This is a genomic window from Lentzea nigeriaca (assembly GCF_016907955.1).
Lineage (GTDB): Bacteria > Actinomycetota > Actinomycetes > Mycobacteriales > Pseudonocardiaceae > Lentzea > Lentzea nigeriaca.
Window position 1 is genome coordinate 276,526 of record NZ_JAFBCX010000001.1, and the last position, 23,857, is coordinate 300,382.

Below are 23,857 nucleotides of genomic sequence, written 5' to 3' on the forward strand. Positions count from 1 at the left end.
CGCACCAAGGAGCACCACCATGGCCACGCCCGATGCGCAGAACGTCGAGAAGCTGCGGGACTACCTCCGCTTCGCCACCACGGACCTGCGCGACACCCGCAAGCGGCTCGCCGATCTCGAAGACCGGGCGCACGAACCGATCGCTGTCGTTGGCACAGGTTGCCGCTATCCCGGCGGGGTACGCTCGGCAGCCGACCTGTGGCGGTTGGTCGCCGAGGGCGGCGACGCGGTCGGCGAGTTCCCCGCCGAGCGCGGCTGGGACGTCGAGGCGCTCTACGACCCGGACCCGGACAGCCAGGGCACCACGTACGCCCGTGGTGGCGGCTTCTACCGCGACGCAGGGAAGTTCGACGCGGGCTTCTTCTCGATCAGCCCGCGTGAGGCGCTGGCGATGGACCCGCAGCAGCGGTTGCTGCTGGAGATCGCCTGGGAGGCCTTCGAGAACGCGGGCATCGACCCGGCGTCGATGCGCGGCGAACCAGCGGGCGTGTTCGTCGGCGGCGGCTTCTCCGACTACGGCGGCCCGATGCAGTCCGCACCCGAGGGCGTCGAGGGCCACCTCGTGACCGGCAAGGCCGGCAGTGTCCTTTCCGGACGGATCGCCTACACGCTCGGCCTCGAAGGGCCCGCGGTCACCATCGACACGGCGTGCTCGTCGTCTTTGGTGGCCCTGCACCTGGCGGTGCAGGCGTTGCGGCGTGGTGAGTGCACGGCGGCGCTCGCCGGTGGTGTGACGGTGATGTCGACGCCGGCCGTGCTGATCGAGTTCAGCCGCCAGCGCGGTGTCGCTCCGGACGGGCGTTGCAAGGCGTTCGCGGCCGCGGCCGACGGCATGGGGCTGGCCGAGGGCGCCGGGGTCGTGCTGCTGGAACGGCTGTCCGACGCGCTTGCCAAGGGGCGGAACGTACTCGCGGTGATCCGCGGCTCCGCGATCAACCAGGACGGGGCGTCCAACGGCCTGTCCGCGCCCAGTGGTCCGGCGCAGCGGCGGGTGATCCGGCTGGCGCTGGCGGACGCGCGGCTCACCCCGGCCGAGGTCGACGTCGTCGAGGCGCACGGCACCGGGACCGAGTTGGGCGACCCGATCGAGGCGCAGGCGTTGCTGGCGACGTACGGCCAGGCGCGGGCGGGTGCGCCGTTGTGGCTCGGATCGGTGAAGTCGAACATCGGGCACGCGCAGGCGGCGTCCGGGGTCGCCGGTGTGATCAAGATGGTCGAGGCGTTGCGGCACGGTGTGTTGCCGCGGACGTTGCACGTCGACGCGCCTTCGCCGCACATCGACTGGGCTTCGGGTGAGGTCGAGCTGCTGACCGAGGCCAAGCCCTGGGCAGTGCCGGACCGGCCGAGGCGGGCCGGGGTGTCGTCGTTCGGGGTGAGCGGGACGAACGCGCACGTGATCCTGGAGGAGGCGCCCGAGGCCGCGGCGAACCCGACATCCGGTGCGGCGGGAGTCGTTCCCTGGGTGCTGTCCGCCAAGACCCAGGCCGCCCTGCGCACCAAGGCCGAGCAACTGGCCGGACTCGACGCCGACCCGGCCGACGTCGGCTTCTCGCTCGCCACCACCAGGACCGCGCTGGAGCAGCGCGCGGTCGTGTTCGGCGGCAGCCGGGACGACCTGCGCCGCGGCCTCGCCGCACTGGCCGCGGGCGAGCCGGACCCCGGGGTCGTCGAGGGCGTGCCGTCCGCCACCGGTGGCGCGGTCTTCGTCTTTCCCGGCCAGGGTTCGCAGTGGACCGGCATGGGCAGGGAACTTCTGGAATCCTCACCGGTGTTCGCCGCGAGGATGCGCGAGTGCGCGGACGCGCTGAAGTCTTTTGTGGACTGGGATCTGCTCGACGTGCTGTCGGACGAGGTCGCGTTGCGGCGAGTGGACGTCGTGCAGCCCGCGATCTGGGCGATGATGGTGTCGCTGGCCTCGGTGTGGCGGGCGCACGGGGTCGAGCCCGCCGCCGTGATCGGCCACTCCCAGGGTGAGATCGCCGCCGCGTGCGTCGCGGGCGCGCTGTCGTTGGAGGACGCCGCGCTCGTGGTCGCCATGCGCAGCCGCGAGCTGGCGAGCCTCGCCGGCGCGGGCGGCATGGTGTCGGTGGCCGCACCCGCGTCGGAAGTGAACGTCCGCATCGCCGGTACCGGGCTGTCGCTCGCCGCGGCGAACGGGGCCAGGTCCGTGGTCGTCTCCGGAACGCCGGACGCGCTGGAAGAGCTCATCAACGGGTGCACGGCGGACGGCATCAGGGCGCGGCGGGTCCCGGTGGACTACGCGTCGCACTCCGGGCAGGTCGAGGCCATCGAGGAACGGCTGCTCGAGGTCCTGGAGCCGGTGCGCCCGCGGGCGGGGGAACTGCCGTTCTACTCGACCGTCACCGGCCGCCCCGCGGACACCAGCCAGCTCGACGCCGGTTACTGGTACTGCAACCTGCGGCAGACCGTCGAGTTCGAGCAGGCGACGAGGGCTTTGCTCGCCGACGGGCACCGCGTGTTCGTCGAGTGCAGTCCGCACCCGGTGCTGACGACGGCGGTGCAGGAGACCGCGGAGGACGCGGACCGCGAGGTCGTCGCCGTCGGGTCGCTGCGGCGCGACGACGGTGGCTCGGAGCGGTTCTCGCGCTCGGTTGCCGAGGCGTTCGTGCGCGGGGTTCCCGTCGACTGGGCGAACGCTTTCGACGGCGCGAACGTCGTCGCGCTGCCGACGTATCCGTTCGAGGGCGAGCACTACTGGCTCCCGGCTTCGACCGGCGTCGCGGACCTCGGTTCCGCGGGTCTCACCGACGCCGGGCACCCGCTGCTCGGTGCGGCGGTCGAGCTTCCGGACGACGGCGGGTTCCTGTTCACCGGACGGCTTTCCCCGAGGTCGCACCCGTGGCTGGCCGAGCACTCCGTCCACGGCACGGTGCTACTGGTGGGCACGGCGTTCGTCGAGCTCGCGTTGCACGGCGCGGCCGAGGCCGGGTGTGCCGAGGTGGAGGAACTCGCTCTCGAAGCACCGCTCGTGCTGCCGCGGGACGGCGCCGTGCAGATTCACCTGACCGTCGGTGCGGCCGCGGAAGACGGTCGCCGGGCCATCGCGCTGCACTCGCGGCCGGAGGACGACCCGCTCGCCGAGTGGACGCGGCACGCGGCCGGGTTCGCGGCGCCGGGGGACACCGGCCCGGCCTCGGGGCTCGTCCTGTGGCCGCCGGTGGACGCCGAACCGGTGCCACTCGACGACGTCTACGGGCGCGCGGCGGAGCGCGGGTTCGAGTACGGGCCGGTGTTCCAGGGGCTGCGGGCGGTGTGGCGGCGTGGCGACGAGGTGTTCGCCGAGGTCGCGTTGCCGCGGGAGCACCACGGTGAAGCCGCGCGGTACGGCGTGCATCCGGCGCTGCTCGACGCGGGTCTGCACGCCATCGCGTTGGGCTCGCTCACCACCGAGGGCACCGGGCGGCTGCCGTTCTCGTGGACCGGGGTGCGGCTGCACGCGGCCGGGGCGACCGCGTTGCGCGTGCGGCTCGTGCAGGCGGGCGAGACGTTGAGCGTCGAGGTCGCCGACGAGTCCGGGTCTCCGGTCGCGGCGGTCGACGCGCTCGTCTCGCGTCCCGTGGTGGCGGGCCAGGTGCGGGCGGCCAGGCGGTCAGGTCCGCTGTTCCGCGTCGACTGGGTGCCGGTGAACGGGACCGCGGCGCAGTCGGACGCCGAGTTCGTCCGCGTCGTCGGGGACGACGTGCGTGCGGTGCTCGGTGCGGTGCTGGCGGAGATCCAGGCATCGCTCCGCGAGGATCGGCGGCTCGTGTTCGTGACGTCCGGTGCGACGGCCGACGAACCCGATGTCGCCGCCGCGGCCGCGTGGGGCCTCGTGCGCTCGGCCCAGGCGGAGCACCCCGAGCGGTTCGTGCTGCTCGATCTCGAACAGCCCGGCGATCCGCTCCCCGCTCTGCCGGCGGACGAGGACCAGCTCTCCGTCCGAAGTGGACGGATCTGGGTGCCGCGACTGGCTCCTGTGCCCGCCGAGGCCGCCGAGCCGTGGACCGTCGAGGGCAGCGTGCTGATCACCGGCGGCACCGGGACGCTCGGCCGGCTCGTCGCGGGGCACCTCGCCCGCAACGGCGCTCGCCGGCTGGTCCTGGTGAGCCGCCGCGGGTACGCCGCGCCCGGTGCCGCGGACGTCGTGTCCGGCCTGACCGAACTCGGCGCGGAGGTCACCGTGGTGGCCTGCGACGTCGCCGACCGCGCGCGGCTCGCCGAGGTTCTCGCCGCGGTGCCGGATCTCGCTGCCGTGGTGCACACAGCGGGTGCGCTCGACGACGGTGTCGTCGAGGCCCTCACACCGGACCGGATCGACTCCGTGCTGCGCGCGAAGGTCGACGCGGCCCTGCACCTGGACGAGCTGACGCGAGAACGTGAACTCTCCGCGTTCGTCCTGTTCTCCTCCGCGGCAGGCACTTTCGGCACGCCGGGCCAGGGCAACTACGCCGCCGCCAACGCCTGCCTCGACGCGCTGGCGCGGCGCCGCAGGGCCGCTGGACTGCCGGCCCAGTCACTCGCCTGGGGCCTGTGGGCCGACACCAGCGAGCTGACCGGAACCCTCGGCCGGACCGGTCAGGACCGGTTGCGCCGCACCGGATCCCGGGCGTTCACCGCCGAGGACGGCCTGGCGGCGTTCGACCTTGCTCTCGCGGTGGGCGAGCCGGTGCTGGTGCCGGTGCAGCTCGACCCGGCGGCGCTGCGCCCGCGGGCCGACCAGGTCGTGCCGCCGTTGCTGCGCGGCCTGGTCCGCACGCCGGTCCGGCGCGGCGCTGCCGGCGGCGACGCCTCGTTGCGCCGCCAGCTGGCAGGCCTGACGCCGGACGAGCGAGACCGGGTCCTGCTCACGCTGGTGCGGGCCCAAGCCGCGGCGGTGCTCGGCCACGCCGGGCCCGGCGTCATCGAACCCGGCCGCGGTTTCCTCGACCTGGGCTTCGACTCGCTGACCGCCGTCGAGCTGCGCAACCGCCTGCAGACCGCCACCGGCCTGCGGCTGCCGGCGACGCTGGTGTTCGACCACCCGACGGCGAACGCGCTCGCGGCGTTTCTCGCGCAGCGGTTCGGCACGGAGGACGGGCCGGCGTTCGCCCCCGCACTGGCCGAGCTCGGCCGCCTCGAAACCCTGCTGTCGCCGTTCGCGGGCGACGGCGCTGCCCGCGCAGCGATCACGTTGCGTCTCAAGGACTTGCTGTCGCAGTGGAGCGACACGACCGTGGCCGACGACATCGACGCGGCCTCGGACGACGAGCTGTTCGGCGTCCTCGACGAGCTGCGGATCTCGTGAGCCACCCCGAACCCAGGAGCGACCGGATGTCGAACGAACAGAAGCTGCGCGACTACCTCAAGCAGGCGGCCAAGGACCTGCGTGAAGCCCGCGGCCGGGTGAACGAGCTCGAGGAACGCGACCACGAGCCGATCGCGATCGTGGGGATGAGCTGCCGCTACCCCGGCGGCGTCTCCTCGCCGGACGACCTGTGGCGGCTGGTCGCCTCCGGTGCCGACGCCATCTCGGACTTCCCGGGCGACCGCGGCTGGACCGCCGACGACGTCTACGACCCGGATCCTGACAAGCCCGGCAAGTCGTACGTGCGGCAGGGCGGGTTCATGTCCGGTGCCGCCGACTTCGACCCCGGCTTCTTCGACATCAGCCCGCGCGAGGCCCTGGCGATGGACCCGCAGCACCGGCTGTTGCTGGAGACGTCGTGGGAAGCGTTCGAGAGCGCCGGGATCGACCCGGCGACCGTGCGCGGTCACAAGATCGGCGTCTACGCGGGCGTGATGTACCAGGACTACGCCGCGCGGCTCACGTCGGTGCCGGAGATCGTCGAGGGCTACCTCGGCAGCGGCAACGCGGGCAGCGTCGCCTCTGGGCGCGTGGCCTACACCTTCGGCTTCGAGGGCCCGGCGATCACCGTCGACACGGCGTGTTCGTCATCGCTGGTGGCGCTCCATCTGGCTGTGCAGTCGCTGCGCCGCGGCGAGACCACCATGGCATTGGCCGGTGGCGTCACGATGATCGTGACCCCGGCCGGGTTCATCGAGTTCAGCCGTCAGCGCGGGCTCGCACCGGACGGCCGCTGCAAGTCGTTCGCCGAGGCGGCCGACGGCACCGCGTGGGCAGAGGGCGCCGGGATGCTGCTGGTGGAACGGCTTTCCGACGCGCGCCGCCTCGGGCACCCCGTGCTCGCCGTGGTCCGCGGTACCGCCGTCAACCAGGACGGCGCCAGCAGTGGGCTGTCCGCGCCGAACGGGCCCGCGCAGCAGCGGGTGATCCGTGCGGCGCTGGAGAACGCGGGTCTGCTTCCGTCCGATGTGGACGCGGTGGAGGCGCACGGCACCGGGACGGTGCTGGGTGATCCGATCGAGGCACAGGCGGTGCTGGCGGCCTACGGGCAGGGCCGTGAGAGGCCGTTGTTGCTGGGGTCGTTGAAGTCGAACATCGGGCACACGCAGGCGGCGGCCGGTGTCGGCGGCGTGATCAAGATGGTCGAGGCCCTGCGCCACGGCGTGTTGCCCAAGACGTTGCACGTCGACTCGCCCTCGCCGCACGTGGACTGGGAAGCGGGCGCCGTCGAGCTGCTCACCGAGGCCGTGGACTGGCCGGAGACCGGTCGCCCGCGCCGTGCCGGGGTGTCGTCGTTCGGTGTCAGCGGCACCAACACGCACGTCGTGCTGGAACAGGCGCCGGACGAGGAGGTTCCGCCGATCGGCGAGTCGCCCGCGGTGTTGCCGTGGGTCCTTTCCGGACGGACCGAGGCCGCCTTGCGCGCTCAGGCCGCGCAGCTGCTGGAAGTCGACGCGGATCCGGTGTCGGTGGCCGCTTCGCTGGCGCTGCACCGGGCCGCTTTCGGTGAACGAGCGGTCGTGCTCGGGGAGAACCGGGACGACCTGGCCGCGGGGTTGCGGGCGATCGCGGCCGGGGAGCCGTCGTCGTCGGTCGTGCGGGACGCGGTCGCGCCGGGCGATGTCGCTTTCCTGTTCACCGGGCAGGGTTCGCAGCGCGCAGGAATGGGACGTGAGCTGTGTGCGGCGTTCCCGGTGTACGCGCGGGCGTTCGACGAGGTCTGCGCCGGCTTCGACCCGCGGGTGCGGGAACTGGTCCTCGACGGCGGGGCGGAGCTCGACCGGACCGAGTTCGCCCAGCCGGCGTTGTTCGCCGTCGAGGTGGGCTTGTTCCGGCTGTTCGAGGCCTGGGGTGTGCGGCCGGGCTTCCTGCTGGGGCACTCGATCGGGGAGATCGCGGCCGCGCACGTCGCCGGGGTGTTCTCTCTGGGGGACGCGCAGAAGCTCGTCTCGGCGCGTGGACGGTTGATGCAGGCGCTGCCCGAGGGCGGCGCGATGGTCGCGGTCCGGGCGAGTGAGGAAGAGGTGCGGGCGGCGCTGACCCCGCGCGTGTCGATCGCCGCCGTCAACGGTCCGCGATCCGTCGTCCTGTCCGGCGAAGCCGACGCGGTGGCGGAGGTCGCGGCCGCGTTCGGGAAGGCCAAGGCGCTCACCACCAGCCACGCGTTCCACTCGGCGCTGATGGACCCGATGCTCGGCGACTTCCGTGCGGCCATCGAGAAGATCTCCTTCGCGGAGCCGCGGATTCCGCTCGTCTCGAACGTGACCGGCGCGCTCGTCACACCCGGCCTGGTCACCGACCCGGACTACTGGGTGCGGCACGTCCGGGAGGCCGTCCGGTTCGCCGACGGCGTCACCGCGTTGCACACCGAGGGCGTCCGCACGTTCCTCGAGCTCGGACCGGACGGCGTGCTGAGCGCGCTCGCCCAGGACTGCCTGCCGGACGGCGCGGCCGTCGCGGCACTGCGCGCCGGACGGTCCGAAGTGCGGTCGGCCGTCGCCGCGCTGGCCCGTCTGCACACGCGGGGCGTCAAGCCGGACTGGGCCGCCTACTTCGAAGGGAGCGGGGCACGTCGCGTCGACCTGCCGACCTACCCCTTCCAGCGCACGAGGTTCTGGCTGGAGGCCACCGGTTCCGGCACGTTCGTCGAGCCCGCCGCGAAGCCGGAACCGCGGCGGGCGGCCCTGCGACTGGGTGGAGGCGAGCGGATTCGCGAGCTGACCGACCTGGTCCGCGGGCACGCCGCCGTCGTGCTCAACCACGAGAACGCCGACGAGGTGCGGGCGGACCGGCCGTTCAAGGAGCTGGGCTTCGACTCGCTCACCGCCGTCGAGCTGCGGACGTCGCTCGCCACCGCGCTCGGCCGCGAACTGCCCGCCACCCTCGTCTTCGACCACCCGACCCCGGCGGCGCTGGCGGCGTTCCTCGACGCCGAACTGTCCGGCGTGGACACCGCGGTCGCCGAAGAGACCATCGTGGCGAGTGATGAACCCATCGCCATCATCGGGATGAGCTGCCGGTATCCGGGCGGGGTGAGCTCGCCGGACGATCTCTGGCGGCTGGTCGCCACCGGCACCGACGCGATCTCGGTGTTCCCCGGCGACCGCGGCTGGGACGTCGACGCGGTGTTCGACCCCGACCTGTCGCGGCCCGGCACGACGTACTCGATCGAGGGCGGGTTCGTCACCGGCGCCGCCGAGTTCGACGCCGGGTTCTTCGGGATCTCGCCCCGCGAGGCGCTGGCGATGGACCCGCAGCAGCGGTTGCTGCTGGAGGCGTCCTGGGAGGCGTTCGACCACGCCGGCGTCGATCCCACGGCCCTGCGCGGCGCGAAGGTCGGCGTGTTCGCCGGGACCTCGGCGCAGGACTACAGCTCGCTGCTCGCCACCATCCCCGCCGAGGCCGAGGGGTACGTCGGCACCGGCACGGCGTCCAGCGTGATCTCCGGCCGGATCGCCTACAGCCTCGGTTTCGAGGGCCCCGCGCTCACCGTGGACACGGCGTGTTCGTCGTCGCTGGTGGCGCTGCACCTGGCCGCACAGGCGCTGCGCAACGGCGAATGCTCGATGGCGCTGGCCGGCGGCGTGACCGTGATGTCGACGCCTGCCGGGTTCATCGAGTTCAGCCGTCAGCGCGGGCTCGCGCCGGACGGGCGTTGCAAGTCGTTCGCCGCGGCCGCCGACGGCGTCGGCTGGTCGGAGGGCGCCGGCATGCTGCTCGTGGAACGGCTGTCCGACGCCCTGCGCAACGGGCACGAGGTCCTCGCCGTGGTGCGGGGTTCGGCGGTGAACCAGGACGGCGCGTCCAACGGTCTCACCGCGCCGAACGGGCCCGCGCAGCAGCGTGTGATCCGAGCCGCGCTGGCCAACGCGAGCCTGGCACCGTCCGATGTGGACGTTGTGGAGGCGCACGGCACCGGCACGGTGCTGGGTGACCCCATCGAGGCGCAGGCGGTCCTGGCGACCTACGGCCAGGATCGTGATCGGCCGTTGTTGCTGGGGTCGTTGAAGTCGAACATCGGGCACACGCAGGCCGCCGCCGGTGTCGCCGGTGTGATCAAGATGGTCGAGGCGATGCGCCACGGCGTGCTGCCCAAGACGCTGCACGTCGACGCGCCTTCACCGCACGTGGACTGGACGGCGGGGTCGGTCGAGCTGCTGACCGAGGCCGTGGACTGGCCGCGGACCGATCAGCCGCGCCGCGCGGGGGTGTCGTCGTTCGGCGTCAGCGGCACCAACGCGCACGTCGTCATCGAGGAGCCGCCCGCGGTCGCCGGCACCCCGGCCGAGTCGTTGCCCGTCCTGCCCTTCGTGGTGTCCGGGCGGGACGCGGAAGGGCTGCGCGCGCAGGCGGCGAAGCTCCGGGACGGGATCGGCCCCGAGCTCGCGCCGGCCGACGTCGCCCACACGCTGGCCACCGGGCGAGCTGCTCTGGAGCACCGGGCCGCTGTGCTCGCGGCGGATCGCGACGAGCTCCTGGACGGCCTCGACGCCTTGGCCGAGGGCCGTCCGCACCGTTCGCTCGTGCAGGGTCCGGCGGTGAGCGGGGGTGTCGCGTTCCTGTTCACCGGCCAGGGTTCCCAGCGCGCCGGGATGGGCCGGGAGCTGTACGAGCAGTCCGCGGTGTACGCGGCGGCGTTCGACGAGGCCTGCGCGCATCTCGACCCGCGGGTGCGGGAGGTCGTGTTCGGCGGTGCCCCGGAGCTGGACGGGACGGAGTTCGCGCAGCAGGGGATCTTCGCGGTCGAGGTCGCGTTGTTCCGCCTGCTGGAGTCGTGGGGCGCGCGGCCGGACGTCGTGCTCGGCCACTCGGTGGGCGAGATCGCGGCGGCGCACGTCGCCGGGATGCTCACGCTCGAGGACGCGGCCACGCTGGTGGCCGCACGGGGCCGGCTGATGCAGGCGCTGCCGGAGGGTGGCGTGATGATCGCCGTGCAGGCGTCGGAAGAGGACGTCCTGCCGTTGCCGGACGGTGTTTCCCTGGCGGCGGTGAACGGTCCGAACGCGGTCGTGCTGTCCGGTGAGGAGAGCGCGGTCACCGAGATCGCCGCCCGGTTCGCGAAGACCAAGCGCCTCAACACGAGCCACGCCTTCCACTCCGCGCTGATGGAACCGATGCTGGCCGAGTTCGCCGCGGCCGTCGACGGGCTCACCCCCGCCGAGCCGGTGATTCCGTTCGTGTCCACAGTGGAGGGACGCGGTGACGGCTCTGTGGCGTACTGGGTGCGGCAGGTCCGCGAGTGCGTCAGGTTCGCCGACGCCGTTGCGGCGGCACGGGAACGCGGTGCGCGGACGTTCGTCGAACTCGGTCCGGACGCCGTGCTCTCGGCGATGGTCGAGGACGCGATCCCGGTCCTGCGCGCCGGTCACGACGAGTTCCGCACCGCGCTCGGCGCGGTGGCGCGGCTGCACGTCCGCGGCGTCACGCCGGACTGGGCCGCGGTGGTGACCGGCAGGCGGGTCGGGCTGCCGACCCAGGCGTTCCGGCGCGACCGGTTCTGGGTGGAGCCGTCGCAGGCGGCGGCGGACGTGACCGCCGCGGGGCTCGCGGCGGCGGAGCACCCGCTGCTCGGCGCGGCCGTCGAGCTGCCGGGTTCCGGCGGTTGTGTGCTGACCGGGTCGCTCTCCGTCAGGACGCACCCGTGGCTCGCCGACCACGCCGTGCAGGGCACCGTGATCCTGCCCGGCACCGCGTTCGTCGAACTGGCGCTGCGCGCCGCCGACGAGGTCGGCTGTGCGGCGATCGAGGAACTGACCCTCGCCGCACCCCTGGTCATCCCGCCTCGGGGCGCGGCACGGGTCCAGGTGGCCGTCGGTGCGGCCGACGACCTGGGCAAGCGGTCGATCACCGTGCACTCGGCCACCGATGACTCCTGGAGCCTGCACGCCACCGGGACGCTCACGCCGGAGGAGCCCGGTCTGGTGGCCGGTCTCGCGGTGTGGCCTCCGGAGGGCGCCGACGTCATCGACGTCGCCAGGCTCTACGACGGCTTGCAGGACAACGGGTTCGGTTACGGTCCGGCCTTCCAGGGGCTGCGGGCGGCCTGGTCGCTCGGCGGCGCCGTCTTCGCCGAGGTCGCGTTGCCGGAGGGACAGCGGGACTCGGCCGGGCGGTTCGGGTTGCACCCGGCCCTGCTCGACGCCGCGCTGCACGCCGTCGGACTCGGCGACTTCGTCAGTGCGAAGGGACACGGACACCTGCCGTTCTCGTGGTCGGGGGTCGCGCTGCGCACGTCCGGTGCGGCGAGCCTGCGGGTCCGGTTGGCGCCGGTCGGGCCGGACACCATCAGCCTGACCGTTGCCGACGGTGCGGGACGGCCGGTCGCCTCGGCCGATTCGCTGTTGTTGAGGGCGATCTCGGCGGCGGGCATCGAGGCTCGGCGGGAACACCACCGGTCGTTGTTCCAGGTGGAGTGGGCGCCTGCTGCTACGGCGACCACTTCCGCGACGACCTGCGTGGTCGTTGGTGACACCGCGTTGGCGGAGGCGTTGCGCGGCGCGGGAGCAGTCGTCACGTCCCACGACACCCTGGCCGATCTCCCGGCCGAGCAGACCCCGGACTTCGTGTTCCTGCCGGTCGTCGGGGGCAACATCCACCAGGTCACCACCGACGTTCTCGCGAGCGTGCTGGACTGGCTCACTCGCCCCGAAGGCCGCCTGGTCGTCGTCACCCGAGGCGCGGAACGGGAGGTCACCGACGTCGCGGCCGCCGCGGCCTGGGGCCTGGTCCGCACGGCTCAGGCCGAGAATCCCGACCGGTTCACGCTCTTCGACCTGGACGGCGAACCCGACGGCGCGGCGATCCTCGCGGCCCTCGGCGGCGGTGAACCGCAGGTGCTGCTGCGCGGCGGCGAGCTGCTCGCCCCTCGGCTGGCACGGGTCGCGGTCCAGGAACCGTCGCCGCGGCTGTGGAACCCCGACGGCACCGTGCTGATCACGGGCGGCACCGGCACCCTCGGCGGCCTGCTGGCCCGCCACCTCGCGGCCCAGGGCGTCCGGCACCTCGTGCTCGCCGGACGCCGCGGTCAGGACACGCCGGGCATCGGTGAGCTCGTGTCCGAACTGGACGCTCTCGGCACGCACACGTCGGTCGTGGCGTGCGACGTGTCCGACCGCGATGCCCTCACGGTGCTCCTGGCCGGCATCCCGGCGGAGCACCCGTTGACCGCGGTCGTGCACACCGCCGGTGTCCTCGACGACGGCGTGCTGGCATCGCTGACCCCGGAGCGGTTCGCGACCGTGCTGCGGCCCAAGGCGGACGCGGCGTGGCACCTGCACGAGCTGACCCGGCACGAGGACCTCGCCGCGTTCGTGATGTTCTCGTCGGCCGCGAGCACGCTCGGCAACGCGGGCCAGGCCAACTACGCCGCGGCGAACGCCGTCCTGGACGCCCTGGCCCGTCATCGGCACGCGCGCGGTCTGCCCGCGACGTCGCTCGCGTGGGGTCTGTGGGAGCAGTCGAGCGGGCTGCTCGGCGAGCTCACCGACGTCGACCGGCGGCGGATGAACCGCGGCGGGTTCGGCGCGCTGGCCTCAAAGGACGCGCTCGCCCTGTTCGACACCGCGCTGGGCCTGACCCAGCCGGTCCTGCTCCCGATGGAGCTGGACATCGCGGCGATGCGGACGCGGATCGGCGGGGGCACCGTGCCGCCGTTGTTCCGCGGGCTGATCCGCGCGGCGAGGCGTCCGTCGGCTGCTCCCACCGACGACGCGCTGCTGGTCGGCGTGCCACCGGAGGAGCACGAGGCGGTGCTGCTCGAGCTGGTCCGGGCGCAGGTCGCGGCCGTGCTGGGACACGCGTCGGGCGACGCGGTCGACCCGGAGCGGGCGTTCAGCGACTTCGGGTTCGACTCGCTCAGCGCGGTCGAGCTGCGCAACAACCTGGCCGCGGCGACGGGACTCCGGCTGCCCGCGACGCTGATCTTCGACTACCCGAACCCCGTGGTTCTCACCGGCTTCCTCCTTTCGGAACTGAGCGAGCCCGCCACGGTGGCCGCCGACCCGGCGCTCACAGCGTTGGCGCAGCTCGAAGCGGGTCTGGCCGCCGCTACCCCCGGCGAAGCGACGCTGACGGTTCTTAGAACCCGTTTGGAAGTGCTGCTTGGAACCCTCTACCCGCAGACCGGTGACCAGGACGGCGCAGTGACCGGTGGAGACCTCGGCACCGCCACGGACGAGGAGCTGTTCGCACTGATCGACCAGGACGTCGAGGTCCGCTGAGCGGCCGTCCGCCGACCCACCGATCCACCCCGAGGAGACGCCCCGCAATGGCGAACGAAGACACCCTCCGCGACTACCTGAAGCGGGCGACGGCAGACCTGCAGCAGACGCGGCAGCGGCTCGGCGCGACGCGCTCGCAGCTGGCCGAGCTCGAGGCGAGGGCCAGGGAACCGATCGCCATCGTCGGGATGAGCTGCCGGTACCCCGGTGGCGTCGCGGACCCCGACGGGCTGTGGGACCTCGTCGACCAGGCTCGGGAGGGCATCACCGAGTTCCCCGACGACCGCGGCTGGGACCTCGGCAAGCTCTACGACCCGGACCCGGACAACCTGGGCACGTACTACGTGCGGGAGAGCGGCTTCCTGCGCGGTGCCGCCGACTTCGACCCGGCTTTCTTCGGCATCTCGCCGAGGGACGCGCTCGCGATGGACCCCCAGCAGCGGCTGCTGCTGGAGCTGTCATGGGAAGCGGTCGAGTCGGCGGGCCTCGCGCCGGCGTCGTTGCGCGGCAGCAGGACCGGTGTGTTCGCGGGTGTGATGTACAACGACTACGCGGCTCGGTTGCAGCCGGTGCCCGATGGTTTCGAGGGATTCATCGGCAACGGCAGCGCCGGCAGCATCGCGTCCGGTCGCGTCGCGTACACGTTCGGGTTCGAGGGCCCGGCGCTCACCATCGACACTGCGTGCTCGTCTTCGTTGGTGGCACTGCATTTGGCCGTTGCCGCACTGCGCCGTGGTGAGTGCAACCTGGCGTTGGCCGGCGGTGTCACCGTGATGTCCACGCCCACCGCGTTCATCGAGTTCAGCCGCGCCAGGGGCCTCGCGCCGGACGGCCGCTGCAAGTCCTTCGCCGCCTCCGCCGACGGCACCAGCTGGGGCGAGGGCGCCGGCATGCTGCTGGTGGAACGGCTCTCCGACGCGCTCGCGCTGGGCCACCCCGTGCTCGCCGTCGTGCGGGGCACCGCGGTGAACCAGGACGGCGCGTCCAACGGCCTCACCGCGCCCAACGGGCCGGCCCAGCAGCGGGTGATCCTCGAAGCGCTCGCGGCCGCGGGACTGGAACCGTCCGAAGTGGACGCGGTGGAGGCGCACGGCACCGGCACGGTGCTGGGCGACCCCATCGAGGCGCAGGCGGTTCTCGCCACGTACGGCCAGAACCGGCCCCTTGGGAAGGATCGGAAACCGGAGCCGCTCTACCTGGGCTCGCTGAAGTCGAACATCGGCCACAGCCAGGCCGCCGCCGGTGTCGGCGGTGTGATCAAGATGGTGCAGGCGATGCGTCGCGGCGTGCTGCCGAAGACCCTGCACGTCGACGAGCCGAACCCGCGGGTCGACTGGACCGCGGGCGCCGTCGAGCTGCTCACCGAGGCCAGGCCGTGGCCGGAGACCGGACGGCCGCGCCGCGCCGGTGTGTCGTCGTTCGGTGTCAGCGGCACCAACACCCACGTCGTCCTCGAACTGCCCGAAGCGGAGGCGCCGGCCGACCGCGTGAGCCCGCCGGTGCTGCCGTTGCTGATCTCGGCACGCAGCCGCGACGCCGTTGCGGCCCAGGCTTCCGCGCTGCTGGACCACCTGGAAGGTGAACCGTCCCTTGTGGACGCCGCTTTCACCACGACGACCCGCGCGCGGCACCCGCACCGCGCGGTCGTGCTCGGCCGCGACCGCGAGGAGCTGCTGGCGGGGCTGGCCGACCTCGCGGCCGGAAAACCCACCGCCGTCACGGAAACGGCCGCGCCGGGCAAGACCGCGTTCCTGTTCTCCGGGCAGGGCGCGCAGTACCAGGGCATGGCCACCGAGCTGTACGAGACCTACCCGGTGTTCCGCGCCGCGCTCGACGCCGCACTGGCCGAGCTCGACCCCGGCGTGCGGACGGCGGTGTTCGACGGCGACCGGATCGACGACACCGAGTTCACCCAGCCCGCGCTGTTTGCCGTCGAGGTGGCGCTGTTCCGGCTCCTCGAGGCCTGGGGCGTGCGGCCGGACTTCCTGCTGGGGCACTCGATCGGCGAGATCGCGGCCGCGCACGTCGCCGGTGTGCTCTCGCTGGCGGACGCGGTCACGCTGGTCACCGCCAGGGGCAGGCTGATGCAGGCGTTGCCCTCGGGTGGCGTGATGATCGCCGTCGCGGCGGCGGAGGGCGAGATCAGCCCGACGCTGCCGGACGACATCGCGATCGCCGCGGTCAACGGGCCGGGCTCGGTGGTGCTCGCCGGTCCTGCCGAGGCGGTCACGGCGGTCGCCGCGGCCTGGGCGGACAAGGGCCGCAAGACCCGCGAGCTCACGACCAGCCACGCGTTCCACTCGCCGCTGATGGCGCCGATGACCGAGGAGTTCCTGACCGCGATCTCGGGTCTTTCCTTCGGCACGCCGGCCATTCCGATCGTGTCCACGGTGACCGGGAAGCCGGTCACCGAGTTCGGCCCGGAGTACTGGGTCGCGCACGTGCTCGCCACCGTCCGGTTCGCGGACGGCGTCGCGACGCTGCACGAGTCGGGCGTGACGACGTTCGTCGAGGTCGGTCCCGGCGGCAGGCTGGCGGCGCTCGTCGGTGAGTGCGTGCCGGACGAGGTCGCGGCCGTTGCGACGCTGCGACCGGAGCGCTCGGAACCGCTGACGTTCGCGGCCGCGGTCGCCCGGCTGCACACCCGTGGCCGTGAGGTGGACTGGGCCGCGTTGTTCGACGGTGCCCGGCGGATTCCGTTGCCGACGTACGCGTTCCAGCGCGAGCGCTACTGGTTGGACGCCAAGGAGACCGACGGCGACGTGGCTGCGGTCGGCCTCGGCGCGACCGGGCATCCGCTGCTCGGTGCCGCGGTGTCCCTCGCCGCCGGTGAGGGCTTCCTGTTCACCGGCGTGCTGTCGCGACGGGCGCACCCGTGGCTCTCCGACCACGCCGTGCTCGGCACGGTGCTGCTGCCGGGGACCGCGATGCTCGAGCTCGCGTTGCGGGCGGGGGAGCAGGCGGGCTGCGACCGCGTCGAGGAACTGACCCTCGAAGCCCCGCTCGTCCTCGGCGACGACGGTGTCCAGGTGCAGCTGTCCGTCGGCGCGCCGGACGCGGACGGCCGCCGGACCGTCAGCCTGCACTCTCGGCCGGAGGACGCCGCGTTCGACGAGCCGTGGGTGCGGCACGCCACCGGTTTCCTGGCTCCGGGGACGGCCCCGGCCGGACCGGACCTGACCGTGTGGCCGCCCGCCGGGGCCGAGCCCGTGCCGGTGGACGGGATCTACGACGCCGTCGAGGCCGCGGGTTTCCACTACGGGCCTGCTTTCCGCGGTCTGCGCGCGGCCTGGCGCAGGGGCGCGGAGGTGTTCGCCGAGGTCTCGCTCGACGAAGAGCACGCCGCCGCGGCGGAGCGGTTCGGTGTGCACCCCGCGCTGCTCGACGCGACCCTGCACGCGGCGGGCCTGGCGTCCGACGAGGCACCTCAGGGGCGGTTGCCGTTCGCGTGGACCGATGTCTCGTTGTTCGCCGCCGGTGCCTCCGCGGTCAGGGTCCGGTTGGTTCCTGCTGGAACCGGTGCCGTGTCGCTGACCCTCGCGGACCCCGCGGGCAAGCCCGTTGCCACGATCGGTTCGCTGGTCTCGCGGCCGGTGGCCGCCGACGCGCTGAACGCCTCCCGGAGTCTGCGTGACGCGCTGTTCCGCCCGGACTGGCAGCCTGCTCCGGCCGGGGACTTCGCCGGAGGAGTCGAGGTGGTGCGACTTCCTTCCGTTGCGGGGGCGGTGCCCTCGCAGGTCCGTGAGACGACCGCAACGACTTTGGAGCGGCTGCAGGACTGGCTGTCCGGTGATCACCCGGCCGATGCCCGGCTCGTGTTCGTGACGCGTGGCGCGGTGGCGGTGCACGACGGCGACGACGTGCCCGACCTGGCCGCGGCCGCCGCGTGGGGCCTCGTGCGGGCAGCGCAGTCGGAGAACCCCGGCCGGTTCGTGCTCCTGGACGTCGACACCGACGACCTCGCCGACGACGTCCTCGCGGCGGCCGCGGCCACCGGCGAGCCTCAACTGGCCTGTCGTGGCGGGGAACTGCGGATGCTGCGACTGGTTCGCGCTGACGAGTCCGATGTGGACGTTTCCCTCGACGGCACCGTGCTGATCACGGGTGGTCTGGGCAGCATCGGTGCGCTGGTCGCCCGGCACCTGGTCGAGCAGGGCGTTCGCCGGCTGGTGCTGACCGGCCGTCGCGGGCTGGACACCCCGGGAGCCGCGGAACTCGTCTCGGAGCTGGACGCTGACGTTTCCGTGGTCGCGTGCGACGTCGCCGACCGGGACGCGCTGTCCGCCGTGCTCGACGGCATCCCCGACCTCACCGCCGTCGTGCACGCGGCGGGTGTGCTCGACGACGGCGTGGTGGAATCGCTGACACCGCAACGGTTCGAAGCCGTGTTCCGGCCCAAGGTCGACGCCGCCTGGGCACTGCACGAGCTGACCCGCGACCGGCCGCTGTCCGCGTTCGTGCTGTTCTCCTCCGCCGCGGGTGTGCTCGGCGGCGCGGGGCAGGGCAACTACGCCGCCGCGAACGCGTTCCTCGACGCGCTGGTGACCCACCGCCGCGCGGCCGGTCTGCCGGGCACCGCGATGGCCTGGGGTGCCTGGGCCACGGGCATGGCCGCGGACCTGGCCGACGCCGACCTGCGCCGGATGAGCCGCGGTGGCATGGTTCCTCTGTCCACGGTGGATGGACTCGCGCTGTTCGACGCCGCCCTGGCGGGTTCCGCGCCGGTGTCGGTTCTGAGCAGGCTCGACCTGGCCGCTCTGGGCAGGCAGGCGGCGGCCGGGATGCTGCCCTGGATGCTGCGCGGCCTGGTCCGCACACCGATGCGGCGCGCGGGCGAAGCGGTCGACGACGCCCTCGCGCTGCGCCTCGCCGGTCTGGACGAACCCGCACGGCGGGAGGTGCTCGCGGACGTGGTGAGCACGCACGTCGCCGCGGTGCTGGGGCACGGTTCGGCCGCCGCGGTGGACCTCGACGGAGCGTTCAAGGACCTCGGGTTCGACTCGCTGACCGCGGTCGAGCTGCGCAACCGCCTCGGTGGCGCGACCGGTCTCCGGCTGCCGGCCACGCTGATCTTCGACTACCCGAGCCCCGCCGCGCTGGTCGAGCACCTCGTCGCGGAACTGGGCGGGGCGGCGGCGCCGGTCACCTCGGCGCAGGTGTCCGCGCCGGTCGACGAGCCCCTGGCGATCATCGGCATGAGCTGCCGTTACCCCGGCGGCGTGAGCTCGCCGGACGAGTTCTGGGACCTGCTCACCGAGGGCCGCGACGGCATCTCGGGGTTCCCGGCCGACCGCGGCTGGGACCTGCCCGACACCGACTTCGTGCCGGAGGGCGGGTTCCTCTACGACGCCGACCGCTTCGACCCGGAGTTCTTCGGCATCTCACCGCGCGAGGCCATGGCCATCGACCCGCAGCACCGGCTGCTGCTGGAGACGGCGTGGGAGTCGTTCGAACACGCGGGCATCGACCCCGTTTCCCTGCGGGGCAGCAGGACCGGTGTCTTCGCCGGCCTGATGTACCACGACTACGTCTCGCGGCTCACCTCCGTGCCCGACGACCTCGCGGGCTACCTCGGCAACGGCAGCGCGGGCAGCGTCGCGTCCGGCCGGGTCGCCTACACCTTCGGGCTGGAGGGGCCCGCGGTCACGATCGACACCGCGTGCTCGTCCTCGCTCGTCGCCCTGCACCTGGCCGCGCAGTCGCTGCGGTCGGGGGAGTGCTCGCTCGCGCTCGTCGGTGGTGTGACCGTGATGTTCACACCGACCGCGTTCCTCGAGTTCAGCCGCCAGGGCGGTCTGTCGGGCAACGGGCGGTGCAAGTCCTTCGCCGCGTCCGCCGACGGCACCGGCTGGGCAGAGGGCGCGGGAATGTTGTTGGTGGAACGGCTTTCCGACGCACGCCGCCACGGCCACCGCGTGCTCGCGGTCGTGCGCGGCACCGCGGTGAACCAGGACGGTGCGTCGAACGGGCTCACCGCGCCGAACGGCCCGGCGCAGCAACGCGTGATCCGCGCCGCGCTGGCCGCCGCCCGGTTGTCCCCGTCCGATGTGGACGCCGTGGAGGCGCACGGCACCGGCACCGCGCTGGGCGACCCGATCGAGGCTCAGGCCCTGCTGGCGACCTACGGCCAGGACCGTGCGGAGGAGCCGTTGTGGCTCGGTTCGGTCAAGTCCAACATCGGGCACACGCAGGCGGCGGCCGGTGTCGCGGGTGTGATCAAGATGGTGCAGGCCATGCGGCACGGTGTGCTGCCGGCGACGCTGCACGTCGACGAGCCGTCGCCGCACGTCGACTGGGCCGCGGGTAGGGTCGAGCTGCTCACCGGCGCTCGGGAGTGGCCGGAGACCGGGCGGCCGCGGCGGGCCGCGGTGTCGTCGTTCGGGGTCAGCGGTACCAACGCGCACGCGATTCTGGAAGAGAGCCCGGACCCGGTCGCGCACAGCCTGGCACGCCCCGCCGCGGTCGTCCCCTGGGTCGTCTCGGCACGGTCCGAGGCCGCCCTGCGCGGCCAGGCCGAGGCGCTGAAGGCCGTGACCGCCGGCCCGGCGGACATCGGCTGGTCCCTGGCGACCACGCGGGCCACCTTCGACCACCGGGCCGTGGTGATCGGCCGCGACGCCGCGCAGTTCACCGCCGGTCTGAACGCCGTGACAGCAGGTGTGCACCCGTTGCGCGGCACGGCGACCCGGCCGGGCAAGGTCGTGTTCGTCTTCCCCGGCCAAGGCTCGCAGTGGCGGAGCATGGCGGCCGAGCTCCTCGACACCTCACCGGTGTTCGCGGGCCGCATGGCCGAGTGCGCCGCCGCGCTGTCGTCCTATGTGGACTTCTCCGTCGTGGACGTGCTGCGCGAGGGACGTGACCTCGGCCGCGTCGACGTGGTCCAGCCGGCGCTGTTCGCGGTGCTGGTGTCGCTGGCAGCGGTCTGGCGCGCTCATGGCGTCGAACCCGCCGCGGTCGTCGGGCACAGTCAGGGTGAGATCGCCGCCGCGGTCGTCGCTGGTGCGCTGTCGCTCGACGACGGCGCCAGGGTGGTCGCCTTGCGCAGCAAGGAGATCCTTGTGCTGAACGGCGGCGGGATGGCCTCGGTGTCGCTGTCGGCGGAGGCGGCGGGGGACCGGTTGACGGAAGGGCTCTCGCTCGCCGCCGTCAACAGCCCGTCCTCGGTGGTCGTCTCGGGAGACGCCGGTCCGCTGGCCGAGCTCGTCGACGCGTGTGTGGCGGACGGCGTGCGCGCCAAGCTGATCCCCGTCGACTACGCCTCGCACTCCGCGCACGTCGACCGCATCCACGAACGCCTCCTCGACGTGCTGGCGCCGATCACGCCGCGCACCTCGGAGATCCCGTTCTGCTCGACCGTCACCGGCGACTTCCTCGACACCACCGCACTCGACGCCGCCTACTGGGCGCGGAACCTGCGGGAGACCGTCGAGTTCGCCGCGGCCACGGAGAAACTGCTCGACTCGGGCCACGGTGTCTTCATCGAATGCAGCCCGCATCCGGTGCTGACGATGGCGATCGAGGAGACGGCGGAGAAGCCGGTCATCGCCGTCGGCACGCTGCGCCGCGAAGACGGTGGGCAGGTGCGGATGCTGACCTCGCTCGCCGAGGCGTACGTCAGGGGTGTGCGGGTCGACTGGACCGAGGCGTTCCACGACGCGCAGCGGGTGGACCTGCCGACCTACGCCTTCCAGCGCGAGCGCTACTGGCTCGAATCGCCTGCGGGAGCAGGAGATCTCGGGTCGGCCGGACTGGAGGCCGCCGACCACCCGCTGCTCGGTGCGGTGGTGGCGCTGCCGGACGGCGGCTACCTCTGCACCGGCGCGTTGTCGCTGCGCACCCACCCGTGGCTCGCCGACCACACGCTGCTCGGCACGGCACTGGTGCCTGGCACCGCGCTGGTCGAGCTCGCGCTCCAGACAGGAGCGCACGCCGGCGTTCCGGTGCTGGAGGACCTGACGCTGGAAGCGCCGATCGTGCTGCCCGCCCAGGGCGGGATCCAGGTGCGGGTGACCGTCGGCGCCGACCGTGCCGTCACCATCCACTCGCGTCCGGCCGGTTCGGAGGAGCCGTGGACGCGCAACGCCGCCGGGCTGCTCGGCACCGGCGAGGCCGCCGGGACGTCGCTGACCGACTGGCCGCCCACCGGTGCCACCGAGGTCGAACTGGACGGCGCGTACGACGCGCTCGCCGAGCGCGGGTTCGGGTACGGGCCGGCGTTCCAGGGCCTGCGGGCGTTGTGGCGGCGCGGCGAGGACATCTTCGCGGAGGTCGCCGTCGAGGCGGCCGACGCGGATCGGTTCGGCCTGCACCCCGCGTTGCTCGACGCCGCTCTGCACGCGGGCATGGTGGCCGGCGACGCGAACGGCGGTGCCCGGATGCCGTTCGCGTGGACCGGTGTGAGCCTGCATGCCGTTGGTGCGGCGGCGATCCGGGTCCGGATCACCCCGGCGGGCGAGGACGGTCTGCAGCTCGACATCACCGACGGCACGGGTGCGCCCGTGCTCACGATCGGGTCGTTGGTGACGCGACCGGTGTCGGCCGAGGCGCTGAACGCACGGCGTGACCCGCTGTTCCGCGTGCAGTGGACGCCGGTGGCCGTCGCCACCGGTGCTGAGTCGGCTGTTCTCTTCGAAGTCACCTCGCCCGACCTCCATGCGGCCACCGCCCAGACTCTCTCGCGGCTGCAGGAGTTCCTGGCGGACAAGGGTTCCGAGCGCCTCGCGGTCGTCACCCGCGGCGCCGTCGCGGCCGTGCCCGGCGAGGACGTCCCCGATCTGGCCGCGGCAGCGGTGTGGGGCCTGGTGCGGTCCGCGCAGACCGAGCACCCCGGCCGCTTCGCGCTGATCGACGCGGAACCCGGGACACCGGAGCAGCTGCTGGCGAGCCTCGCCGCGAGCGACGAACCGCAGACCGCCGTGCGAAACGGGCAGATCCTCGCACCGCGCCTTGCCCGTGCCGCCGGACCGGAGACCGAGGCGGCCGGGTTCGACCCGGCCGGCTCGGTGCTCGTCACCGGCGGAACCGGTCTGCTGGGCGGTCTGGTGGCGAGGCACGTGGCGAACGCCGGCGCCGGGCACCTCGTGCTGACCAGCCGCCGCGGTCGCACCGCGGACGGGGTCGACGAGCTGATCGCGGACCTCGAAGCAGCGGGAGCGAAAGCAACGGTGGTGGAGTGCGACGCGTCCGACCGCGACGCGCTGGCCGAGGTCATCAACGCCATCCCCGCGGAGTTCCCGTTGCACGCCGTGGTCCACGCGGCCGGTGTGCTCGACGACGGAATGCTCGACGGCCTCACCCCGGAGCGGCTGGCCGCGGTGCTCGCGCCCAAGGCCGATGCGGCGTGGCACCTCCACGAGCTGACCCGTGACATCGAGCTGACGGACTTCGTCCTGTTCTCCTCCGCGGCCGGTGTCCTGGGCAACGCGGGACAGGCCGGCTACGCCGCGGCCAACGCCTATCTGGACGCGCTGGCCACGCACCGGCGGGCGGCGGGCCTGTCCGCCACGTCGCTGGCGTGGGGTCTGTGGGACGAGGCCAGCGACCTGACCAAGAACGTCGGCCGGGACAAGGTGAACCGCGCCGGTCTGCGGCCGCTGTCGTCGGAAGAAGGCCTGCGCCTGTTCGACGCCTCCCGCGGGACGGACGAACCGGTGCTGGTGCCGATGCACCTCGACGTCGCCGCACTGCGGGCGCAGTTCGGGGCGGGTGGTGTGCCGCCGTTGCTGCGCAGTCTCGTCCGGCCCGCGGCGCGCAAGGCCGCGACCGCCGAGGACGCCGCGTCACTCGCGGAACGACTGGCGGGGCTCACCGGCGACGCACGCGAAGCCGTGCTGCGGGACGTGGTCCTGACCCAGGTGGCCGGCGTGCTCGGCTTCGCGGGACCGGACGCGATTCCGCACGGTGTCGGCTTCCCGGAGCTGGGCTTCGACTCGCTCACCGCCGTCGAGCTGCGCAACCGGCTGATCGGCCTCACCGGGCTGCGCCTGCCCGCGACGCTCGTGTTCGACCACCCCACGGCGGACGCGCTCGTCTCGTACCTGAGCGGCGAGCTCGTGCCGCGGGAGGAAGTCGCAACGTCCACAGAGGACGCTGTGGAGGAGTTCCAGGAGACCGGCTCCATCCAGCTGCTCTACCGGAAGGCCTGCGACGAGGGGAAGATCGCCGAGGCCGTCGAGTTCATCAAGGCGGCGTCCCGGCTCAGGCCGTCGTTCGACCGCATCGATGAAGTGAAGCAGCTGCCGGAGCCGGTGCGGCTCGCCCGCGGTGACCGGACGCCGGACCTGCTCTGCTTCGC

General features: G+C 73.2%; 2 protein-coding genes and 1 pseudogene. All 3 read left to right on the top strand.

Features of this window, described 5'->3' with window-relative positions; translation table 11 throughout:
* Positions 1-52: 52 nt before the first annotated feature.
* Positions 53-5,284, top strand: coding sequence for a type I polyketide synthase (locus JOD27_RS00885; RefSeq protein WP_372441669.1), 5,232 nt, complete (start codon positions 53-55; stop codon positions 5,282-5,284).
* Positions 5,281-13,563, top strand: a complete 8,283-nt coding sequence (locus JOD27_RS00890; RefSeq protein WP_443673954.1) for a type I polyketide synthase — start codon at positions 5,281-5,283, stop codon at positions 13,561-13,563. The genes JOD27_RS00885 and JOD27_RS00890 overlap by 4 nt, the downstream gene beginning before the upstream one ends.
* Before the next feature lie 59 nt (positions 13,564-13,622).
* Positions 13,623-23,621: pseudogene (locus tag JOD27_RS00895) on the top strand (SDR family NAD(P)-dependent oxidoreductase); the annotation flags it as partial.
* Positions 23,622-23,857 lie beyond the last annotated feature (236 nt).